The sequence below is a fragment of the Pseudomonas sp. R1-18 genome, assembly GCF_051132095.1.
Lineage (GTDB): Bacteria > Pseudomonadota > Gammaproteobacteria > Pseudomonadales > Pseudomonadaceae > Aquipseudomonas.
Window position 1 is genome coordinate 1,634,678 of record NZ_CP071658.1, and the last position, 18,472, is coordinate 1,653,149.

General features: G+C 61.7%; 16 protein-coding genes. 7 read left to right on the forward strand and 9 right to left on the reverse strand.

Annotation, left to right across the window (positions count from 1 at the left end):
• Window positions 1–3 precede the first annotated feature (3 nt).
• Both efeU and ampC read right to left on the reverse strand, forming a co-directional pair.
• On the reverse strand, window positions 4–858 hold the full coding sequence (efeU, locus tag J3P77_RS07650; protein WP_434680826.1) for an iron uptake transporter permease EfeU: 855 nt from the start codon (window positions 856–858) through the stop codon (window positions 4–6).
• Between the two features lie 244 nt (window positions 859–1,102).
• On the reverse strand, window positions 1,103–2,263 hold the full coding sequence (gene ampC / locus J3P77_RS07655) for a class C beta-lactamase (RefSeq protein ID WP_434680828.1): 1,161 nt from the start codon (window positions 2,261–2,263) through the stop codon (window positions 1,103–1,105).
• 239 nt (window positions 2,264–2,502) lie between these two features.
• Here ampC and J3P77_RS07660 point away from each other — a divergent pair, with 239 nt between their 5' ends.
• Window positions 2,503–3,948, forward strand: coding sequence for a SulP family inorganic anion transporter (locus J3P77_RS07660; RefSeq protein WP_434680830.1), 1,446 nt, complete (start codon window positions 2,503–2,505; stop codon window positions 3,946–3,948).
• A gap of 69 nt (window positions 3,949–4,017) precedes the next feature.
• On the forward strand, window positions 4,018–5,148 hold the full coding sequence (gene zapE, locus J3P77_RS07665) for a cell division protein ZapE (RefSeq protein ID WP_434680832.1): 1,131 nt from the start codon (window positions 4,018–4,020) through the stop codon (window positions 5,146–5,148).
• A gap of 2 nt (window positions 5,149–5,150) precedes the next feature.
• Here zapE and rarD read toward each other — a convergent pair whose 3' ends face one another.
• Entirely contained in the window at window positions 5,151–6,035 is an 885-nt protein-coding gene (rarD, locus tag J3P77_RS07670; protein WP_434680834.1) for an EamA family transporter RarD, read from the reverse strand.
• A gap of 416 nt (window positions 6,036–6,451) precedes the next feature.
• Between rarD and J3P77_RS07675 the strand changes: the two genes are divergently transcribed.
• Window positions 6,452–7,603 carry an MFS transporter gene (locus tag J3P77_RS07675; protein WP_434680836.1) on the forward strand — a complete coding sequence of 384 codons (1,152 nt, stop codon included), beginning with the start codon at window positions 6,452–6,454 and terminating at the stop codon, window positions 7,601–7,603.
• Between the two features lie 3 nt (window positions 7,604–7,606).
• On the opposite strand, the gene J3P77_RS07680 is transcribed toward J3P77_RS07675, so the two are convergent.
• Both J3P77_RS07680 and J3P77_RS07685 read right to left on the reverse strand, forming a co-directional pair.
• Window positions 7,607–8,440: a PhzF family phenazine biosynthesis protein gene (locus J3P77_RS07680; protein WP_434680838.1), complete on the reverse strand. Its 834-nt coding sequence runs from the start codon at window positions 8,438–8,440 to the stop codon at window positions 7,607–7,609.
• Window positions 8,441–8,530: 90 nt separating this feature from the next.
• Entirely contained in the window at window positions 8,531–9,445 is a 915-nt protein-coding gene (locus tag J3P77_RS07685; protein ID WP_434680840.1) for a LysR family transcriptional regulator, read from the reverse strand.
• 424 nt (window positions 9,446–9,869) lie between these two features.
• Here J3P77_RS07685 and J3P77_RS07690 point away from each other — a divergent pair, with 424 nt between their 5' ends.
• Both J3P77_RS07690 and J3P77_RS07695 read left to right on the forward strand, forming a co-directional pair.
• The gene (locus tag J3P77_RS07690) at window positions 9,870–10,622 is read left to right on the forward strand and encodes a DUF969 domain-containing protein (protein WP_434680842.1); all 753 of its coding nucleotides are present in this window, start codon (window positions 9,870–9,872) and stop codon (window positions 10,620–10,622) included.
• Window positions 10,619–11,569 carry a DUF979 domain-containing protein gene (locus J3P77_RS07695; protein WP_434680844.1) on the forward strand — a complete coding sequence of 317 codons (951 nt, stop codon included), beginning with the start codon at window positions 10,619–10,621 and terminating at the stop codon, window positions 11,567–11,569. Before J3P77_RS07690 ends, J3P77_RS07695 begins: the two co-directional genes overlap by 4 nt.
• Before the next feature lie 35 nt (window positions 11,570–11,604).
• Here the strand turns inward: J3P77_RS07695 and J3P77_RS07700 are convergent, their stop codons facing one another.
• Window positions 11,605–12,159, reverse strand: a complete 555-nt coding sequence (locus J3P77_RS07700) for an ankyrin repeat domain-containing protein (RefSeq protein WP_434680846.1) — start codon at window positions 12,157–12,159, stop codon at window positions 11,605–11,607.
• Window positions 12,160–12,218: 59 nt separating this feature from the next.
• Entirely contained in the window at window positions 12,219–13,697 is a 1,479-nt protein-coding gene (gene katB, locus J3P77_RS07705; RefSeq protein WP_434681920.1) for a catalase KatB, read from the reverse strand.
• A 364-nt stretch (window positions 13,698–14,061) separates the two neighbouring features.
• Between katB and J3P77_RS07710 the strand changes: the two genes are divergently transcribed.
• Both J3P77_RS07710 and J3P77_RS07715 read left to right on the forward strand, forming a co-directional pair.
• Entirely contained in the window at window positions 14,062–14,754 is a 693-nt protein-coding gene (locus J3P77_RS07710) for a GNAT family N-acetyltransferase (protein ID WP_434680848.1), read from the forward strand.
• A gap of 117 nt (window positions 14,755–14,871) precedes the next feature.
• Window positions 14,872–15,723 carry a CAP domain-containing protein gene (locus J3P77_RS07715; protein ID WP_434680850.1) on the forward strand — a complete coding sequence of 284 codons (852 nt, stop codon included), beginning with the start codon at window positions 14,872–14,874 and terminating at the stop codon, window positions 15,721–15,723.
• A gap of 42 nt (window positions 15,724–15,765) precedes the next feature.
• Here the strand turns inward: J3P77_RS07715 and J3P77_RS07720 are convergent, their stop codons facing one another.
• The gene (locus J3P77_RS07720) at window positions 15,766–16,194 is read right to left on the reverse strand and encodes a nuclear transport factor 2 family protein (RefSeq protein WP_434680852.1); all 429 of its coding nucleotides are present in this window, start codon (window positions 16,192–16,194) and stop codon (window positions 15,766–15,768) included.
• 184 nt (window positions 16,195–16,378) lie between these two features.
• Window positions 16,379–18,436 carry a TonB-dependent siderophore receptor gene (locus J3P77_RS07725; RefSeq protein ID WP_434681922.1) on the reverse strand — a complete coding sequence of 686 codons (2,058 nt, stop codon included), beginning with the start codon at window positions 18,434–18,436 and terminating at the stop codon, window positions 16,379–16,381.
• Between the last annotated feature and the right edge of the window lie 36 nt (window positions 18,437–18,472).

An 18,472-nucleotide genomic window follows, 5' to 3' on the forward strand; every position in this document is an offset into this window, starting at 1 on the left:
CCCTTATTCGTTTGTGGCGGAAGATGGGTGCGGCGCGACCGGCGTGCCGGCCGTCGGGGCATACGGTTTGAAGAACAGCACCAGTGCCCCGATCAGGTAAATGAGGTAAGCGCTCAGGGTGCTGACGGTTGGAGCGTCCTGATAGCCGAACATGCCGGCCAGCACCGAACCGGTCGGGCCGTCCATTGGCAAGGTTGCGCTGATGTCAAAAACCACGTCCTGCAGGTGATTCCACAGGCCGGCTTCATGGAGCGCCTGCACCGAGTTGGCGAGGATGCCCGCGGCAACCACCAGAATGAACAATCCGGTCCAGCGGAAGAACAGGCCCAGATTCAGGCGCATGCTGCCGCTGTACAGCGCCACGCCAAGCGCGACTGCCAGCAACAGGCCGAGCAAGGCACCCAATGGCGCGCCGGAACCTTCGCTCTGCTGGAACACCGCGAGCAGGAAGAAAACCGTTTCCAGGCCTTCGCGGGCGACGGCGAAAAACACCATGGCGATCAGTGCGTAGGTCTGGTTTTTCGAGCCGCCGAGCGCAGCGTCGAGGGAGTCATGCAAGGCATGTTTGATCGAACGCGCGACTTTGCGCATCCAGAACACCATGGAGCTGAGGATCCCGACCGCGATCAGGCCGACAATGCCTTCGAACAGTTCCTGTTGCTTCTGCGGAAACTCGGCGCTCATCAATTCCAGACCGCCGCCGACGAACAGCGACAGGGCAGCAGCCAGGAACACGCCGATCCAGACGGCAGGCATCCATTCGCCACGGCCAGTCTGTTTGAGGTAGCTGGCGATGATGCCAACGATAAGCGCGGCTTCGATGCCTTCGCGCAGCATGATCAGGAAAGGAACGAGCATGGTTCACCGGGGTAAGACGGGAGGTGACAATATGTTTCGCAACGGAAACACCGCGTAACATAATGATACTCATTCTTGAATGCGGGTAGTTGTTTTTTTGGAGAAATTGATTTTCTGAAATTTGTTCAGCTTCGGTTCAGCCGAGTTATCCGCGAAGATGCAGGCCCAAACGACAGATTTGCACCCGCCATTCGCGGACAAGTCCGCTCCCACTATTCAGTACCCGCCACCTGACATCAGGCCTTTACCTGGCCGAGCAGCACCCCATCTCGCTCAAAATCCGGTACGCCAGCTTCACGCGTTCTGCGTTCGGGTAGTTCTTGTTGGCGAGTATCACAATGCCCAGCCGTTGCTCCGGGAGGAACGCTACGTAACCACCGAAGCCGTTGGTCGAGCCGGTTTTGTTGACCCAGACGTTGCGTTGCGCTCCGGCCGGCTTCAGAGCCACCACCGGATGGGTGTCCAGCACCATGCTGGCGCTGTTGCCCTTGAGCAGATCGTCCAGCTGGACTGGCTGGTTGTACTGTTCCCAGATCAGATCTTGCGTCATGGCGCCGACTTCGAAATAGCCGGTTCGGGTGTCTTCGAGGGCTCGTCCGAGCAGTGGCTCGACATCGGCCGCGCCCAGGTTGGCCTCGACAAAACGCAGCAGGTCCCGGCTCGCCGACTTTACTCCGTAGGCTTTTGCCGCCAGAACGCCAGGATTGAGGCGCACCGGCGCGCCGGTCTTGTCATAGCCTTGCGCATAGGTCGAGAGTCTGTCGCCCGGTACGTCGAGCCAGGTATTGCTCATCCCCAGCGCCGGAAACAGTCGCCGCTCCATGGCCTGCTCGAACGGCAGCTTCAGGCTCTTCGCAGCGATCATGCCCAACAACCCGATGCTCGGATTGGCGTAGCTGCGATGAGTACCCGGCAGGTATTGCGGTTGCCAGGCCTTGAACCAGGCGATGAGTTCGTCGTTATCGCGCACGGTCTCGGGCAGTTGCAGCGGGAAGCCGCCCGCGGTGTGAGTCGCCAGATGGTAGACCGGCAGCTTGCCGAGGCGACTGTCTTGCAACTGCGGCAGGTAACTCTGGATGTTGGCGGTCAGCGACAGTTGGCCCTGAGCCTGCGCCCAAGTGGCCAGGCTGGCAGTGAGGGTCTTGCTGATCGAGCCCAGCTCGAACAGCGTGTCGGCGGTGACGGGCTGTCCCGTCGCTCGGGATGCCACGCCGAAATTGTAGAAGCGTTGTCTGCCGTGCTCAGTGATGGCGATGGACATCCCGGGAATGTCGTTTTGCTGCATCACCGCCTGCGCCGCTTCCTGCACCGTGGCTTCCAGTCCCGAATCGCTGGCGGCGGATACGTCAGTGGCCAGCGCGACGCCGCTGGTCAGCCAGGCACAGGTGAACAGTGTGGTACTCATGATGCGGCGCATTCGGCAGCCCTCTTGTTGTTGAGGGCCGAACCTTAGCAGGGGCTGAAAAAGCCTCAATAAACATTTCTTCTCAATGTGTTGCCTGCGGTTAAACGAGGTTCGGCAGGTCGGATCAAGAGTCGGACTGTGGCCGCTCGCCTCGCATTTGCGTACCATGCCCGCTTTTTTACAGCTCCGCTTTTCCCGTTTCCGCGAGCCTAGGCTGGCGGGACGCAGTCAGGTAGTCCATGAAATCGAACCGTATACGCGCCGACGTCCTCGCCGGCCTCACTTCATCCTTTGCGTTGGTGCCCGAGTGCATCGCTTTTGCGTTGGTGGCCCATCTCAATCCGCTGATGGGGCTGTACGGTGCGTTCATCATCTGCACCTTGACCGCATTGTTTGGCGGCCGGCCAGGCATGGTGTCCGGTGCGGCCGGCTCGATGGCGGTGGTGATCGTCGCGCTGGTGGTGCAGCAAGGCGTGCAATACCTGCTGGCGACCGTGCTGCTGGGCGGGCTTTTGATGATTCTCTTCGGACTGTTGCGTCTGGGGAAACTGGTACGTCTGGTGCCTTATCCGGTGATGCTGGGCTTCGTCAACGGCCTGGCCATCGTGATTGCGATGGCCCAGCTCGAACACTTCAAGACGGGCGAAACCTGGCTGAGCGGCACGCCGCTGTATGTCATGCTCGGGCTGGTCGCGGTGACCATGGCCATCGTTTACCTGCTGCCACGTCTGACCAAGGCCATTCCGCCAGCGCTGGTCGCGATTCTGAGCGTCGGCGTCGCGGTTTACCTGTTCGGGCTGCCGACGCGCACGCTGGGCGACATGGCGCACATCGCCGGTGGCTTCCCGACGCTGGCCTTGCCGGACGTGCCGTGGAACTTCGAGACGCTGCGAATCATCGCGCCTTATGCCGTGTTGATGGCGCTGGTCGGCCTGCTGGAAACGCTGCTGACCCTCAACCTCACCGACGAAATAACCGAGAGCCGGGGCTTTCCGGACCGTGAATGTGTGGCGCTGGGCGCCGCCAACATTGCTTCCGGCATGTTCGGCGGCATGGGCGGCTGCGCAATGATTGGCCAGACCGTGATCAACCTGAGTTCCGGCGGGCGCGGGCGGTTGTCCGGCGTGGTGGCCGGGGTCATGATCCTGATGTTCGTGCTGTTCCTGTCGCCGCTGATCGAGCGTATCCCGCTCGCCGCGCTGGTCGGTGTGATGTTCGTCGTCGCCCAACAGACCTTTGCCTGGGCATCGCTGCGCGTGCTGCGCAAGGTCCCGGTCAGCGATGTGCTGGCGATCGTCGCGGTGACGGTCGTGACAGTGCTCACCGATCTGGCGACCGCCGTGCTGTTCGGCATCGTCATCGCGGCGATCAACTTCGCCTGGCAGCAGGCCCGCGAGCTGTATGCCGACAGCCATATCGAAGCCGACGGCAGCAAGCTGTATCACCTGCATGGCACGCTGTTTTTCGCCTCCACCACGCCGTTTCTAGATCAGTTCGACCCGGCGCAGGACCCCGAGCATGTGACGCTGGACTGCCGTCACCTGAGCTTTGTCGACTACTCGGCCATCGCCGCGCTCAAGACATTGCGCGAGCGCTACGCCAAGGCCGGCAAGCATCTGCGCGTGGTGCATCTGTCCGAGCGCTGCAGGCGGTTGCTCAAGCGCGCCGGCGTGCAGCACGGCTGACCAGCGCTATCGTGTGGCGTCGGGCTTGTATAGGCTGGCGCTCAACCAAGTCAAAAAGGTATGCACTCGATGCCCGCTCTGTCTCCTCTCGATGCTTACGAACGCGCACTGCAGCGGGGTTTTCAGCCGGACGCCGCGCAATTGCAGGCCGCCCGGCAGCTGCAAAGCTGTTTCGAGGCGCTGAGCGGGCAGGGCGGCGGCGCAAGGAATGCAGCCGTCAAAGGTGTATATCTGTGGGGGCCGGTCGGGCGCGGCAAGACCTGGCTGATGGACCGTTTCTTCGAGAGCCTGAGCGTGCCTGCGCGCCGCCAGCACTTTCATCACTTCATGCGCTGGGTCCATAAGCGCATGTTCGAGCTGATCGGCACGCCGCACCCACTGGCCACGGTTGCTCGCGAGCTGGCGCGAGAGGTTCGCGTGATGTGCTTCGATGAGCTGTTCGTTACCGACATCGGCGACGCGGTGATTCTCGGCGGCCTGTTGCAGGTGATGTTCGAAGAGGGCGTGGTTCTGGTCTGCACCTCCAACCAGCCGCCCGATCAGCTGTACAGCCATGGTCACAACCGCGAGCGCTTCATGCCGGCCATCGCCGCGATTCAGCGTTTCATGAACGTGGTCCCGGTGGACGGCGGCGAGGATCACCGGCTGCATCCAGGGCAACTGCTTCAGCGTTACTGGGTCAGCGAGGCGGGTGCGCCGAGCGCGCTGGCGGGCATCTTCACGGCGCTGAGCGAGGGCCAACCGGTCCACGACAGCCAGGTGATGCTCGGCTATCGCAGTATCAATGTCGTCCAGCATGCGGACACCGTGGTCTGGTGCCGCTACCGCGATTTGTGCGAGCAGCCCTTGGCGGCGATGGATTTCATTGCACTCTGTGATCGCTTCTCGGCCATTCTGCTCAGCGAAGTACCGGCGTTGAGCGCCGCGCAACGCGAGGCGAAGATCGCCCGCGGGACCGAGGATGCGGTGGAGCAGGTGGCGGCGGGCGACCGCGAATTACCGCAGCTTTCGCCCCACGATGACGGCGTGCGGCGCTTCATTGCTCTGGTGGACGAATGCTATGACCGGCGAATTCCGCTGTTCATCGAGGCACAGACGCCGATGGCCGAGCTGTACACCGAAGGCTATCTGTCCTTCGCCTTCCGCCGCACGCTCAGCCGGCTTCAGGAAATGCAACTGGCGCGCTTCACCGAGCGCTGAGTTCAGGTCGCATCGCGACGGCGCTGGGCAAGCATGTGCTGGGCGCCTTCGATGATCAGCACGACCACTGCCAGCCAGATCGGCACGTAGGTCAGCCATTCATCGCGGCTGATGCTTTCGCCCAGCAGCAACGCAACGCCCACCAGCAGCACCGGCTCGACATAGCTGAGCAGCCCGAACAGGCTGAACGGCAGCAGGCGGCTGGCAATGATGTAACTGACCAGTGCCGAGGCGCTGATCACGCCCAGCAACGGGATCAACCCGTACAGTGCCGGTGTCTGCTGGATGGCCAGCGGGTCGCCCTGAGCAATGAACCAGACACCGACGGGCAGCATGAACGCCATGTCGAACCACAAGCCGCCGAGGTGATCGGTGCCCAGCCTGCGTCGCAGCACGAAATACACCGGGTAGCCCAGCGCGACCACCAGCGTCTCCCAGGAAAAACTCCCCAGCCGCCACAGCTCGTGGCCCACGCCCACCAATGCGAACGAGGCAGCGACCTTTTGCAGCCATGACAGGTGCTCGCCGTAGACAATGCGCCCGGTCAGGATCATGGTCAGCGGCAGCAGAAAATAGCCCAGCGACACCTCAAGGCTCCGCCCGTGCAAGGGCGCCCACATGAACATCAGCAGCTGCATGCCCAGCAGCAATGAGGACAACAACAGGCCGAACAGCAGCGTTGGCCGTTGCCTGAGCTTCGCGGCCAGGCCGCGCACCAGCTTCCAGTCGCCGCTCACGAGCATGAACAACGTGGCGAACGGCACCGTCAGCAGCATGCGCCAGCCGAATATCTCCTCGCCGGTGAGCGGTTTCATCAGCGACGTATAGAAATACATCACCCCGAACAGCGTGGAGGCGAGGACCGAGAGCATGACACCTTTGTACACAACGGCCTCTTTTGGGTAGTCCGGGTAATGAGCTGCACCGTAATGGGGCGAGTGGCGGATATTCTAGGGCGCTTTGCAGGAAATATCTTGATCGTTTGCGATCGCGAGCAAGAGAGACAGTGCGTGGGAGGCAGCTTGCTGGCGATTGCAGGCTTTCAGGCACAGGTGCAGGGTCAGCAAGAGTGCAGTCGCGAGCAAGCTCCCTCCCACAATAGATCTGCATGCGCTGAAAATGTCGAGGCAGGCCTGCTGGCAGGAACCCCACACAGTAATGCGATGTTGATTGCCTGTGGGAGGCAGCTTGCTGGCGAGGCAGTCTTCGGCATGGACACATCAGCCGTTTGGAACGCCGGTCAGCTTTGCTAGTCTCTCAGGCTTGCCCGCACGATTCTGTCGGGCGTGGACAAGGAGGAAGGATGACCAGTTTCAGCACCGCGGCCCAGGACACCAAGGCTCTGCAGGAGCAGCGCTCCACCCGCATTGCGTTTTTTATCGCAGGATTCAGCATCGCCTCATGGGCGCCGATGGTGCCGTATGCCAAGGCGCGAGTCGGGCTGGATGAGGCCACGCTGGGGATGCTATTGCTGTGTCTGGGCGTGGGTTCGATCCTTTCAATGCCCATGGCCGGCGCGCTGGCCGCGCGCTATGGCTGCCGGCGCCTGCTGGCGGTGTGCACCGTGATCATCTGTCTCTGTCTGCCTTTGCTGGCGACGGTCTCAAGTCTGCCGCTGCTGGTCGCAATCCTGTTCGTGTTCGGCGCGGGCATGGGCGGTGTGGACTGCACCGCCAACGTGCAGGCGGTGATCGTCGAGCGCGCCAGTGGCAAGACCATGATGTCCGGTTTTCACGGGCTGTTCAGTCTCGGCGGGATTGTCGGCGCGGCCGGGGTCAGCGGCTTGCTCAGTCTAGGCATGTCGCCGTTCGTGGCCATGCTGGTCGTGGTCGCGCTGACGCTGCTGGCACTGATGAAGGCCATGCCCAATCTGCTGCCTTACGGCAGCCCGTCAGACGGCCCGGCATTCGCCATTCCCCACGGCGTGGTGCTGTTCATCGGCCTGCTGTGCTTCACCGTGTTTCTCGCCGAAGGTGCGATGCTCGACTGGAGCGCGGTGTTCCTGACCTCATTGCGCGGCGTGGAGGCTTCCTATGCGGGGCTGGGCTACGCGGTATTTGCGGTGACCATGACGCTGGGCCGTCTGTTTGGCGACGCCATCGTGCATCGGGTGGGGTCCAACCGCGTGATCATTCTGGGCGGTCTATGCGCGGCGAGCGGTCTGGCCATTGCCACGCTGGTGCCGGCCTGGGAAGCAGCCCTGCTGGGCTACGCACTGGTTGGCGCGGGATGTTCGAATATCGTGCCGGTCTGCTACAGCGCTGTCGGGCGGCAGAAGACCATGCCCGAGAGCGTTGCAATCCCGGCGATCACTACGGTGGGTTACGCCGGGATTCTGATCGGGCCAGCGGCGATTGGCTTCATCGCCCATGTCAGCAGCCTGGAGCTGGCGTTCCTGATCGTCGCCGTGATGCTGCTGGGGGTAGCGATCAGTGGCAGCAAGCTCAAGACCTGATGACTACAGCCTGCGCGCCATGCCCGAAACGCGGATCGAACTGCCGGTCTGATTGGGTATTTCGGCGCGCAGGCGCGACGGGCTACCCATGTCTTCACCCTGCAGAATGTCGATGACACCGCCGTGAGGCCAGCCGAGATCGCGCAGGTAACCGGCAAAGGCCGCGGTCGCCGCGCCAGTCGCCGGGTCTTCGTACACACCGCCAAACGCAAACGGGTTGCGAGTGTGGAAGAACTGCTCGGTTTCGGCGTAGACCAGCAGAATCGTCGCCCAGCCTTCACGCACCATCAGTTCCCGACCGGCTTGCTGGTCGTATTGCATGGCCTTGAGCGTGGCCCGGCTGTTCAGCGCCAGTACCAGATGCCCGGCACCGCCGTTTATAGCCGCGGGCGGGATGCGGTCGTCCAGATCGCTTCGGCTGTAGCCAAACAGGTTCAAGGCCTCATCCAGTAACGCCTCGCTGACCACTGCACTACTGGTCGGCGGCGATTGCAGGGCCGCAGAAGTCAAGGCGCCCTGCGCGTGGCCCTCGACCGTGATCTGCGCGTGGTTGAGCGTGAGGTTGAACACGCCGTCGCCTTGCTGGCTGGCCAATGCCGCGCCCAGGGCGATGGTGGCATGACCGCAGAACGGCACCTCGGCCAAGGGCGAGAAGTAGCGGACCCGCCAGCCATTGTCGAGAGGCGCGGCGAAGGCGGTTTCGGAAAAGCCTACTTCAGCGGCGATGCGTTGCATGCTGTCCTCATCGGGAAGCGCATCGCCAATCCAGACGCCCGCCGGGTTGCCGCCATGCTCGCCATCACTGAAGGCCGCCAGTTTGAGGATTTCGGTTGCCATGTCTACGGCTCCTTGCCGTTGTTGGGAGGAGGCCAGTGTGCTGCAAAACCGCTCCGATAATCCAACCTCAAAGCGGTTGAAAATGCCGGGCTATTCGGCCAACGCGCCCTCGGGAAGAGTGGCGTCGAATTCGGCGACCACTTCCCGGGTCAGGCTGACGATGTCTTCCACCAGTTCCATGCCCGCACCGGTTCGCCAGCTGGCGACGATGTCCATGATATGCGGCACGGGGACGCCTTCGACCAGCGTCAGCACCCCTTGCGCCAGTTCACCGCGCACCAGTGCGGCGGGCATCGCGCCTATGCCGAAACCGTCGCGCACCAGGCGGGTAATCGCGGAGGCCGAGTTCACGCAGTTGATGCGCGTGGTGATCAGGTTGGCCGAGTGCATCATATTGAGGATGTCTTGATGGGGCCGCGAATTACGGGAAAAGGTAACGATGCGTTGTTCGGCCAGTTCTTCCAGTGACGCGTAGGGCCGGTCATAGACTGAGCCGGTCGGCACCACCCAGTGCATCGGGTAGCGGGTCAGCACGGTATTGCGCACGGTATCGAAGCGCAGCATGTCGGTCTGGAAGATGATGTCCTGGTAGCCCTTTTCCAGCTGCGAGCACAGGTTGGCGGCGGTGTCGGCGGTCAGCTCGATCTCCAGCGCCGGGTAACATTTCATCAATCGTGTTACCAGCGGACTGAGCCAGGTGTGTATCACCGTATCCATTGCGCCAATGCGGATGCGCCCGCGCACCTGGCTCGGATCCCGAATCGCCGCCTTCATGCTCTGCATGGTGTCCATGATGTGCTCGGCATATTCGAGCACCCGCGCGCCCTCGGTGGTCAGCGATACCCCTCTGGAATCACGCACGAACAGGCGCACGCCCATTTCATCTTCCAGCGTGGCGATCCTGCTGGAAATGGACGCCTGGGTGCTGAACAGCTTTTCCGCCGTGAGCCGGAAGCTTTTCAGTCGCGCCACCCAGACGAAGGTTTCGAGAAACTTGAGGTTCACCGTGTTGGTTCCTTGAGCACTTGGAAGGCTGGTCGCCGCCGGGCCGGAGTCAAGCGCAGCGGCCAGCGACAGCCCGATGAAATTGCAGTTTGTATGCCAGCGACAGTACAAAAATTCTTATGAGGCATAACGGTTTTTTCCCGTTGGACGTCAGCCATAAAGCTACCGAAAGATGGATCGTGAACGAGAAAGGCACCCTGTCGATGCGAGCGTCCTCGCGTAGCACGGCCAGCAAGCCTTCGAGGCACCGGAATGCAGACCGGGCCCTGACAATAACAATGCGCTCTGCCAACAGCGATCGAACCCGCTGTGCGCTCATGGAGTCCTTTCAATGAGCCAGTCACACCCGCCGCTCCGGTAGCGTGATCCCTGCGTTGAATTTGACAGAACTTTTTCCATCGATTCAGGCAACGAGACTTTTTCTATGCAAACCGCCATCAACCTCTGGCCGCTGCTGGGCGTGCTGGTCATCATCATCGGCTTCGTGCTGCGCTTCAACCCGATGCTGGTAGTCGCGCTGGCCGCCGTCGCCACCGGCCTTGCGGCCAGCATGCCGCTTGAAACCCTGCTTGCCACGATCGGCACCGGTTTCATCAAAACCCGCACCTTGCCGCTCATCATTCTGCTGCCGCTCGCGGTCATCGGGCTGCTGGAGCGGCATGGCCTGCGTCTGCATGCGCAGAACTGGATCGCTCGCTTTACCGGCGCTACCGTCGGGCGCTTGCTGATCGCCTACCTGTTTGTTCGCGAGTCCACCGCAGCCCTTGGGCTGACGAGCCTGGGCGGGCACCCGCAGATGGTGCGTCCGCTGCTGGCGCCGATGGCCGAGGGTGCCGCCGAGGCGCGCTTCGGCAAGCTGCCTGAAGCGGTGCGCACGCGACTGCTGGCGCTGTGCGCGGCGACTGACAACGTCGGGCTGTTCTTTGGAGAGGACATCTTCGTCGCGTTCGGCGCCATCGCTCTGATGCACACTTTCCTGCTGGGCTCGGGGCTGGATGTGGAGCCGATTCACATCGCGCTGTGGGGGATTCCGACGGCGATCTGTGCCTTCTTCATTCACTCCTTTCGCCTGCATCGTTTTGATCGCCAGCTGGCTCGCGAGCTGCCGGCTCAGGCAGCTCAGGCAGCTCAGGCAGTCGACGCGACGCCATCCACGACGCAGGAGCGTGCGCAATGATCATTTCGATTCAGTACCTGTACTGGCTGGCTGGCGTGATCCTGGCTATCACCTCGTTCATGACCCTCACCGACCGCAGCAACCCCAAACGCTGGAGTACCGGCTTGTTCTGGGGCCTGTTTGCGATTGCCTTTCTGGTCGGCGAGCGCATTCCACCGGCAGCGGTGGGCGTCGGCGTGCTGGTAATGGCGTTGATCGCGGGGTTCGGCGGCGTCGGTTTTGGCAAACATGAGGAAATGCCTGACAAGGCGCGGCGTGCCAGCGCCGGTCGGCTCGGCAACAAGCTGTTCATTCCCGCGTTGGCCATCCCGCTGGTCACGGTGTTCGGCGCAATGTTTCTCAAGGGCATTCGCTTCGGCGACGTTGCACTGCTGGACCCGGCCAACACCACGTTCGTTTCTCTGGGGCTTGGCTGCCTGATCGCCCTCGGCCTGGCTTGCTGGTTGACCCGCGACACGCCAGTGCAGGCCATGCGCGAGTCGCGGCGGCTGACCGAAGCGCTGGGCTGGGCGCTGGTGCTGCCACAAATGCTGGCGATGCTCGGGCTGATGTTCAACGACGCGGGCGTGGGCAAGGCCGTCGCGCATCTGGCGACCTCTTACATCAATATGGACTTCAGGCTCGTGGCGGTCATGGTGTATGTGCTGGGCATGGCAATGTTCACCATCATCATGGGCAACGGTTTTGCGGCGTTCCCGGTCATGACCGGCGGCATCGGCGTACCGGTGCTGGTGGGTGTCTATGGCGCCAACCCTGCCGTGATGGCCGCCATCGGCATGTTCTCCGGCTATTGCGGAACCCTCATGACGCCCATGGCGGCGAACTACAACATCGTCCCCGCGGCCTTGCTGGAGTTGCCGGACAAGTACGCGGTCATCAAGGCGCAGATCCCGACCGCGCTGGCGCTGCTGGTGGTCAACATCCTGCTGTTGTACGTGCTGATGTAAGTGCGGTGAAGCGGGTGCCTGCCGAGGCACCCGTTTCACTGCATAGGCGGTGCCTGAAACTCTCCCCGGCTCAGGCCGTTCACGTCGTTGCCCATGCTGTCGCGCAGGTTCAGGTCTGCGCCTTTGGCGGCCAGTGCCTGGAGAATTTCCGTGCGTTTGAACAGCGCGGCGTACATCGAGGCGGTCTGGCCGGCATTGTTGGCAAGGTCGGGCGCGCAGTCGGCCTGGACCAGACGTCTGGCAATGGCCAGCTCGCCCTTGAAGATTGCCCCCATCAACGCCGTATTACCGCGATTGTCCTTGGCGCATGGGTCGGCTCCGGCATCGATCAGCCGGTCAACGGCATCCTGATGACCGTGGTATGCCGCAAGTATCAGGCCGGTGTAGCCTTTTTCATCTTTGAGGTTGAGGTCGTAGTGAGCCTGAATGAAGGTGTCGAGCATCGCAAGGTTGCCTTCGCGCGATGCATCGAAGAACAGGCGGCGTAGTTCCTGCGCGGTCTGCTGCGGGTCCGGGGTGGGGGCGTCGGCGGAGCGCGCGGGCTGGATGATGGCTGTTGCCAGCAACAGTGCGTAGATCAGGCTTCTCATCGGCATTCTCCTGGACAGACACCGCCCCGGCGCTGCACCACCGGGGCGGGTCGGTCGTATCAGTCCTTGAGGTTCGCGGCCAGGGCCTTGACCTTGGCCAGATCGCCCTTGGCTACTTCAGCCACACGGGTACCGTAGGACGGATCGGCCTTGTACAGGAACGAGAGGATGATGTGCTTGCTCTCGGTGTCGGTATCGGCCAACGACTCGCCGAAGCTCTGAATCAGATCCTTCTGCTCTTTGGCGGTGTACGAACGGTACAGATCGCCGGCCTGCTTGAAGTTCTGCTCGCGAGTGATCTTCGCCTGCTGAGTGCTGCCACTGAGCGGCGCGACGCTGTAGCGAGCAGCCTCGGTGCTCGGGCGAGGGTTCAGTCGGCTCGGCTCGTAGTTCACGCCGCTGGTGGTGTGGCCGGTGTTCGACGCGCCGTCCTGGTTGCCATTGTTGACCGCAACTTTAGGCTGGTTGACCGGCAGACTCATGCCGTTCGCGCCCAGGCGATACATCTGGGTATCGGCATAGGAAAACACGCGACCCTGCAACAGACGGTCTTCCGAAGGTTCGATGCCCGGTACCAGGTTGGCAGGCGCCATGGCGACCTGTTCGGTCTCCTGAAAGAAGTTGTCGACGTTCTTGTTCAGCACCATCTGGCCGATCTTCTTCTCAGGCACATCCGGCCAGATCTTGGTGGCGTCCAGCGGATCGAACTCAAAGCGTGCCAGCTCTTCAGGCTTGAGCACCTGGACATACAGATCCCATTTCGGGAAGTCGCCTTTCTTGATAGCGCTGACCAGATCATTGGTCATGTGGCTGTAGTCCTTGCCCTGAACCTTGGCGACTTCAGCCGGATCGAGGTTCTTGATGCCTTGCAGCGATTTCCAGTGGAACTTGGCGTAATGCACCTGGCCTTTGGCGTTGACCAGCTTGTAGGCGTGCACGCTGTTGCCGTCCATGAAGCGATAGCCGGCTGGCGTACCTTCGTTGGAATACAGCTGGGTCAGAGTGCGGGTGGCTTCCGGCACATGGGAGAAGAAATCGAAGCGGCGCGAATCGTCGTCCAGGTTGCTGCGCGGGTCCGGCTTGAACGCGTGAACCATGTCCGGGAACTTGATGGCGTCGCGGATGAAGAACGTCGGAAAGTTGTTGCCGACCAGGTCCCAGTTACCATCGGCAGTGTAGAACTTGGTCGCGAAGCCGCGCGGATCGCGAAGCGTTTCAGGCGAGTGGTTGCCGTGGACGACGGCCGAGAAACGCACGAACACCGGCGTGACTTCACCAGCGCGGAAAACCGTGGCCTTGCTGAGGTCGCTGATGTCGGTCGAGGCCGTGAACTGGCCGCGAACACCGGTGCCGCGGGCATGAACCACGCGCTCCGGAATGCGCTCGCGGTCGAAGCGCTGCAGCTTTTGCAGCAACTGCACGTCTTGCAGCAGCACCGGGCCCTGGGCGCCGGCGGTTTGCGAATTCTGGTTGTCGCCAACCGCCGCGCCGTTGTCACGGGTCAGCGTGTCGGCGGCGTAGGCGGTGGGCAGGGTCATGACGCCGACAGCGGTCAAACGCACCAGCTGGCTGGAGAAGTTCGATAACGGCATAGGGGGTGTTTCCTCACGTCTTATTAGTAGGCGGCGCTATCCTAGGCGTGAACTATTGGAGAACTTAATTATAAAAACGCATGGTGCTGATAAATAAATATGCCGCGGGTCAGCGGCAGCGCGAGTGCCGTTAAGTTCCGCAAGGCCATGAAAGTTATCGGGATTTTATATTTCCAGATGTTAGGGATGGTTAATAAGCAATTTTTACCGACGACTTACCGCCAATGGCAGTGCCGAACGAGACTGCCCCGAATGTTGCGCAGATCGCGTTATCATTGGCGCTCTTCACGCCACACCGGAGCCGTATTCGATGCCTACCCTCATGCTGCTGCAAACGCCGCCACCCGAGTTCATTCGCAGCCAGATTCAGCAGATGGTCGTCGATTACGTGACCGACGTCAGCGCGGTAGCGATCACGGCGGATAACCCTCTTTATCAGCTTTACCAGTATGGCGTCGGTTACGAGGTCCACCTGTATCTGAATGCAATGGACGGTTCCCGTGGAATGCCCGTGGAACTGATCGTGGCCCTCGACGACGACGACCCCGAAATTGTCCTGGGCTTCCTGCTGTACCTGCCCGTCAGCGACGATCCGCAGGCTTGCACGCTGGCCTATATGGCTGTGCTGGGAAGTCACCGCAGACAGGGCATCGCGCGCTCGATGCTCGGCAAGGCGCTGGCCCGCTATCCCCATGCCGAACTGTCCTGCGTGGCAGGCAAGGCGCCCTGGTTCGAGGCGATGGGGTTCCAGGTATTGAACGCGCGTGGCCCGCATGTGGTCATGAATACCAGAGATCACAGCACCAGTGGATTGCTGGCCGTACTCGACGTCGCGCCCATTTACCAGTCGGTAGAAGTGCGGCAGATTCATGCGTACCTGCTCAAGCAACACGGCGACGAAGCGATGGTCGAAGCTGAGCGCGAACGTGACCGGCAACTCGACCGGATGGCGCTGCAGGCGCGTGAATTCGCGGCGGGGCGTCTGAATCCGACCCGCCACTGAACACTGTGCGAGCACTCGTTTGCCGATCCGGCTTTGATCGATGGCGTACGAAAAGGCGTTGCACAGCGTGGGGAAAAATCGCGCATGATGTGCGTATTCAGCTATAGGGAGTAATTCATGCGCGTCCTGTTACCGCGTTTGCGTCTGGCCTCATTGTCGTTTGGCCTGTTGGTCGCCACCTCCGCCGTGGCGAACGAAGAAGCGCAGCTGGTCGAGTCGATCAACGCCTACCGCAGTCAGGTCCAGCGTTGCGGCGGGCAGGTGTCCATGGAACTGCCGCCGCTGGTGAACGATGCGCGGCTGGTGCTGCCGGCCAGCGGCAGCGGCGACCTGCAACAGGCGATGTCCCGTGCTTCGTATCCGATGGTCACCGTGCAGGCCATCAGCCTGTCCGGGCCACGCGATGCACAATCGGCCATGAAGGCCGTGCAGGAAAGCTTCTGTCAGGTTGTGCTGGACCCGCAGTTCATTGACATCGGGGTCAGTCGCGAAGGGCGCGACTGGCGTATCGTGCTGGCACGTTCTCTATTGGCGGCGCGCCTTGGCGATTCGCAGACCGAGGGGCAGCGGCTTTTGGAAATGATCAACACCGCGCGCACTCAGCCGCGCCAATGCGGCACGCAGTCTTTCGGCGCGGCCACGCCGCTGAGCTGGAATGCGACCCTGGCGACCGCCGCTGCTACCCATTCCCGGGCAATGGCCAACAACAATTACTTTGATCACAAGGACCGGGACGGTCGCACGCCGGGTGACCGGGCCGAGCTGGCGGGTTATGTCGGTCAGCAGACCGGGGAAAACATCGCGGCAGGGCAGGACAAGGCTCGCAAGGTGGTTGACGGCTGGCTCGCCAGCCCCGGCCATTGCGCCAATCTGATGAATCCGGATTTCAAAGAGTTGGGCGCTGCTTACGCCACCGATCCCAAGAGCGATGCCGGGATCTACTGGACGGCGATGTTCGGCACGCCGTGAGAGTGTCAGGTGTGCCGAACTCGCCGGTTATCTGCGGATCGATCAGAAGCGGAACGCCTGACGCCCGATCAGCAGCCACTGGCCTTTCTGTTTCTGCCAGATCTGGAAGTTCTCGATCTCGGTGGGAACAACCTTGCCGCTGTTCACGGCTTGAGCCGAGAAGTGGTTGCGGACCAGGGCCGTATCGCCGGACATGATGATCTTCTGATTAAGCATCTTCAGCTCATTGAACGCACTCTTGCCGGTTTCGATATCGGCGATGAACGCTTGCTTGTCCTGGATGTTGCCGCTGGAGTGGCCGTAGGACAGATTGTCGGCGGTCAGTGCCTTTAGCTGCGCTATATCCTTGTGCCACATGGCCTGCGTGAGTTTGTCGACCGCGGCGGCAACTTCGGTTTCATCCGAAGGTGCAGCAACCACATAGCCGGTGAACAGGCACAGAAAGCCGACGAGGAGGGTGAGTCTCTTCATGAACATATCCTTTGTTGTATTTATTGGATGCCGAGAACAGCTGTCGCGACGGAATTCATCCGTCGTCGTACAACTGCCTTGATTCTGCCTGTGGGCTGGAAGTGTTACAAGCTGTAAGGGCAACCTTGTGGTCTGAAGCGCGCCCGCACGAACATCGCCCGGTCGCGCTTACGGAAGCTCCAGACTAGAACGTCACGCTGGCGCTCAGGCGCGCGGTACGCGGCTCGCCGACATTGACTTGCAACTGGCTGCCGGTGCTGGACGGGTAGTACTGCTTGTCGAACAGGTTGTCGACGTTCAGCTGCAGGCGAGTCTTGTAGCCCGCCATGGGCACATCCCAACGCAGGAAGGCATCGGCTACGGTGTAGCTGCTCATGTAATAGCTGTTGGCGTTGTCGCCAGCGCGCTCGCCTATGTAACGAGCGCCCGCGCCCGCATGCCAGTTCCCCAGGTCCGCCGGGATCTGCAAACGGTGGCTCAGATACAGGCTCGCGGTGTGTCTGGGCGCCTGGGTCAGGCGGTTACCTTCGTTTTCCGGGTCATCAAGAATTTCGGTGTCGGTGTAGGCGTAAGTCCCGATCATGTCCCAGCGCTCGGCGATACGGCCGCTGATGTCCAATTCCAGCCCGCGTGAGCCGACTTTACCGGCGGCCTCACTGAGGCTGAGTTCACCCACCGTGGTGGTGGTCACGACGTTCTTCTTCTCGATGTCGAACAGCGCCATGTTCAGATTCAGCCCCGACGTGATGGCGTACTTGGCGCCCAGCTCATAGCTGCGGCCTTCTTCGGGATCGAAGGTATTGCCGCTGTCGTCCACGGTATCGTTGGGCACGAAGGAGCGGCTGTAGTTGCCGTACAGCGAGAGGTCCTCATTGACCTTGAACACCAGGCCGGCCATCGGCAGGAAGGTGTCGCCGTTGCTGTCGCGGTTGACGACCCGTGTGTCCATGCCCTGATCGCTGTACTGGTCGTAATGCTGGTAGCGGCCGCCGAGTACCAGGATCCATCGGTCATCCAGATGCCAGTTGTCCTTCAGGTACACGGAAGAAGAGCTGAGCTCATTGCGCAGATTGCTGGTAGTGCGGCTGATTACGCTCGGCTCGGCGAGGCCGCCGTATGCCGGCGAGTTGACGTTAAAGCCAGGCTGCACTGCGCCACGGTAGGTTTTGCCCCGGTATTTGTCGGAGTCTTCCTGCTCGGCGCCGATCAGCAGGTCGTGCTGTTGGCCCAAGATGTCCTGCTTGCCGATGAAGTCCCAGCTGGCATAGCGCGTTTCATAGTCGTAGTGGCCCCCGTTCGCCTGACGTCGCAGCACGCCACTGCTCGACAATGTGCTTGGCTGCGCAATCGAAAGGCTGTAGCGGTCGTTGTTCCAGCCGTAGGTCAGGCGGGTTTTCCAGTCTTCGGACAACTGATACTCGAAACGCGCCGTGGCGGTTTCGCTGATGCCCACCGTATTGGCCCATTTCTCGTCCAGACGCTTGTCGTAGCTGATGTCGGCAGGGTGACCGTTGGCGAATACCGTGCCGCGGTCGAACGGGCTGACGTAGTCATTGTACTCGTAGGCGAGCGTCAGGCTGGCACGCTCGCCGGTCCAGGAAAGGGAAGGGGCGATGAGGGTGTGCTGGTCGACTCCGTAGTTGCGCCAGTAGTCCTCGCTCTTGCGTTCGGCAACCAGACGATAGGCCAGGCCGGTGTTGCCCAGCGGGCCGGTGGTATCGACGCCGAAGCTGCCGCCGCCTTCGCTGTATGCCGAGCCGCTCAGCGTGGTGCTTTGCACATATTGCGGCTGCTTGCTGATGACGTTGATCACGCCGCCAGGTTCCATGGCGCCATACAGCAGGGAAGCCGGGCCCTTGAGCACTTCGACGCGGTCGGTGGTGGCGCTGAAATTGTGCGAAACCACCGAGCGCACGCCGTCGCGCAGGATCGAGCCGTCATCGTTGGTGCCGAAGCCGCGCTTGACCAGCGAGTCCTTGGTGTTGCCCAGCGTATTGCCCTGACTGACACCACTGACAAACTTCATGGCATCGTCCAGAGACTGCACGCCATAGTCGGCAATCGTCTGCGGCGTTACAACGATGACCGACTGCGCTTCTTCCCTGAGCGGCACATCGCTTTTGCTCGCGGTGCTGGCACTGGTTGCGGCATAGCCTTGTTCGGCATCTGCTCCATTGGCTGAAACCTGAGTAGCAGGCAGGACCGCCTGCGCGGCAGCCTGCGCGCCGCAGCTGGTCAGCAGAGTGAAGGCCAGCGCGGATCGCAGGCAGGAAACGGG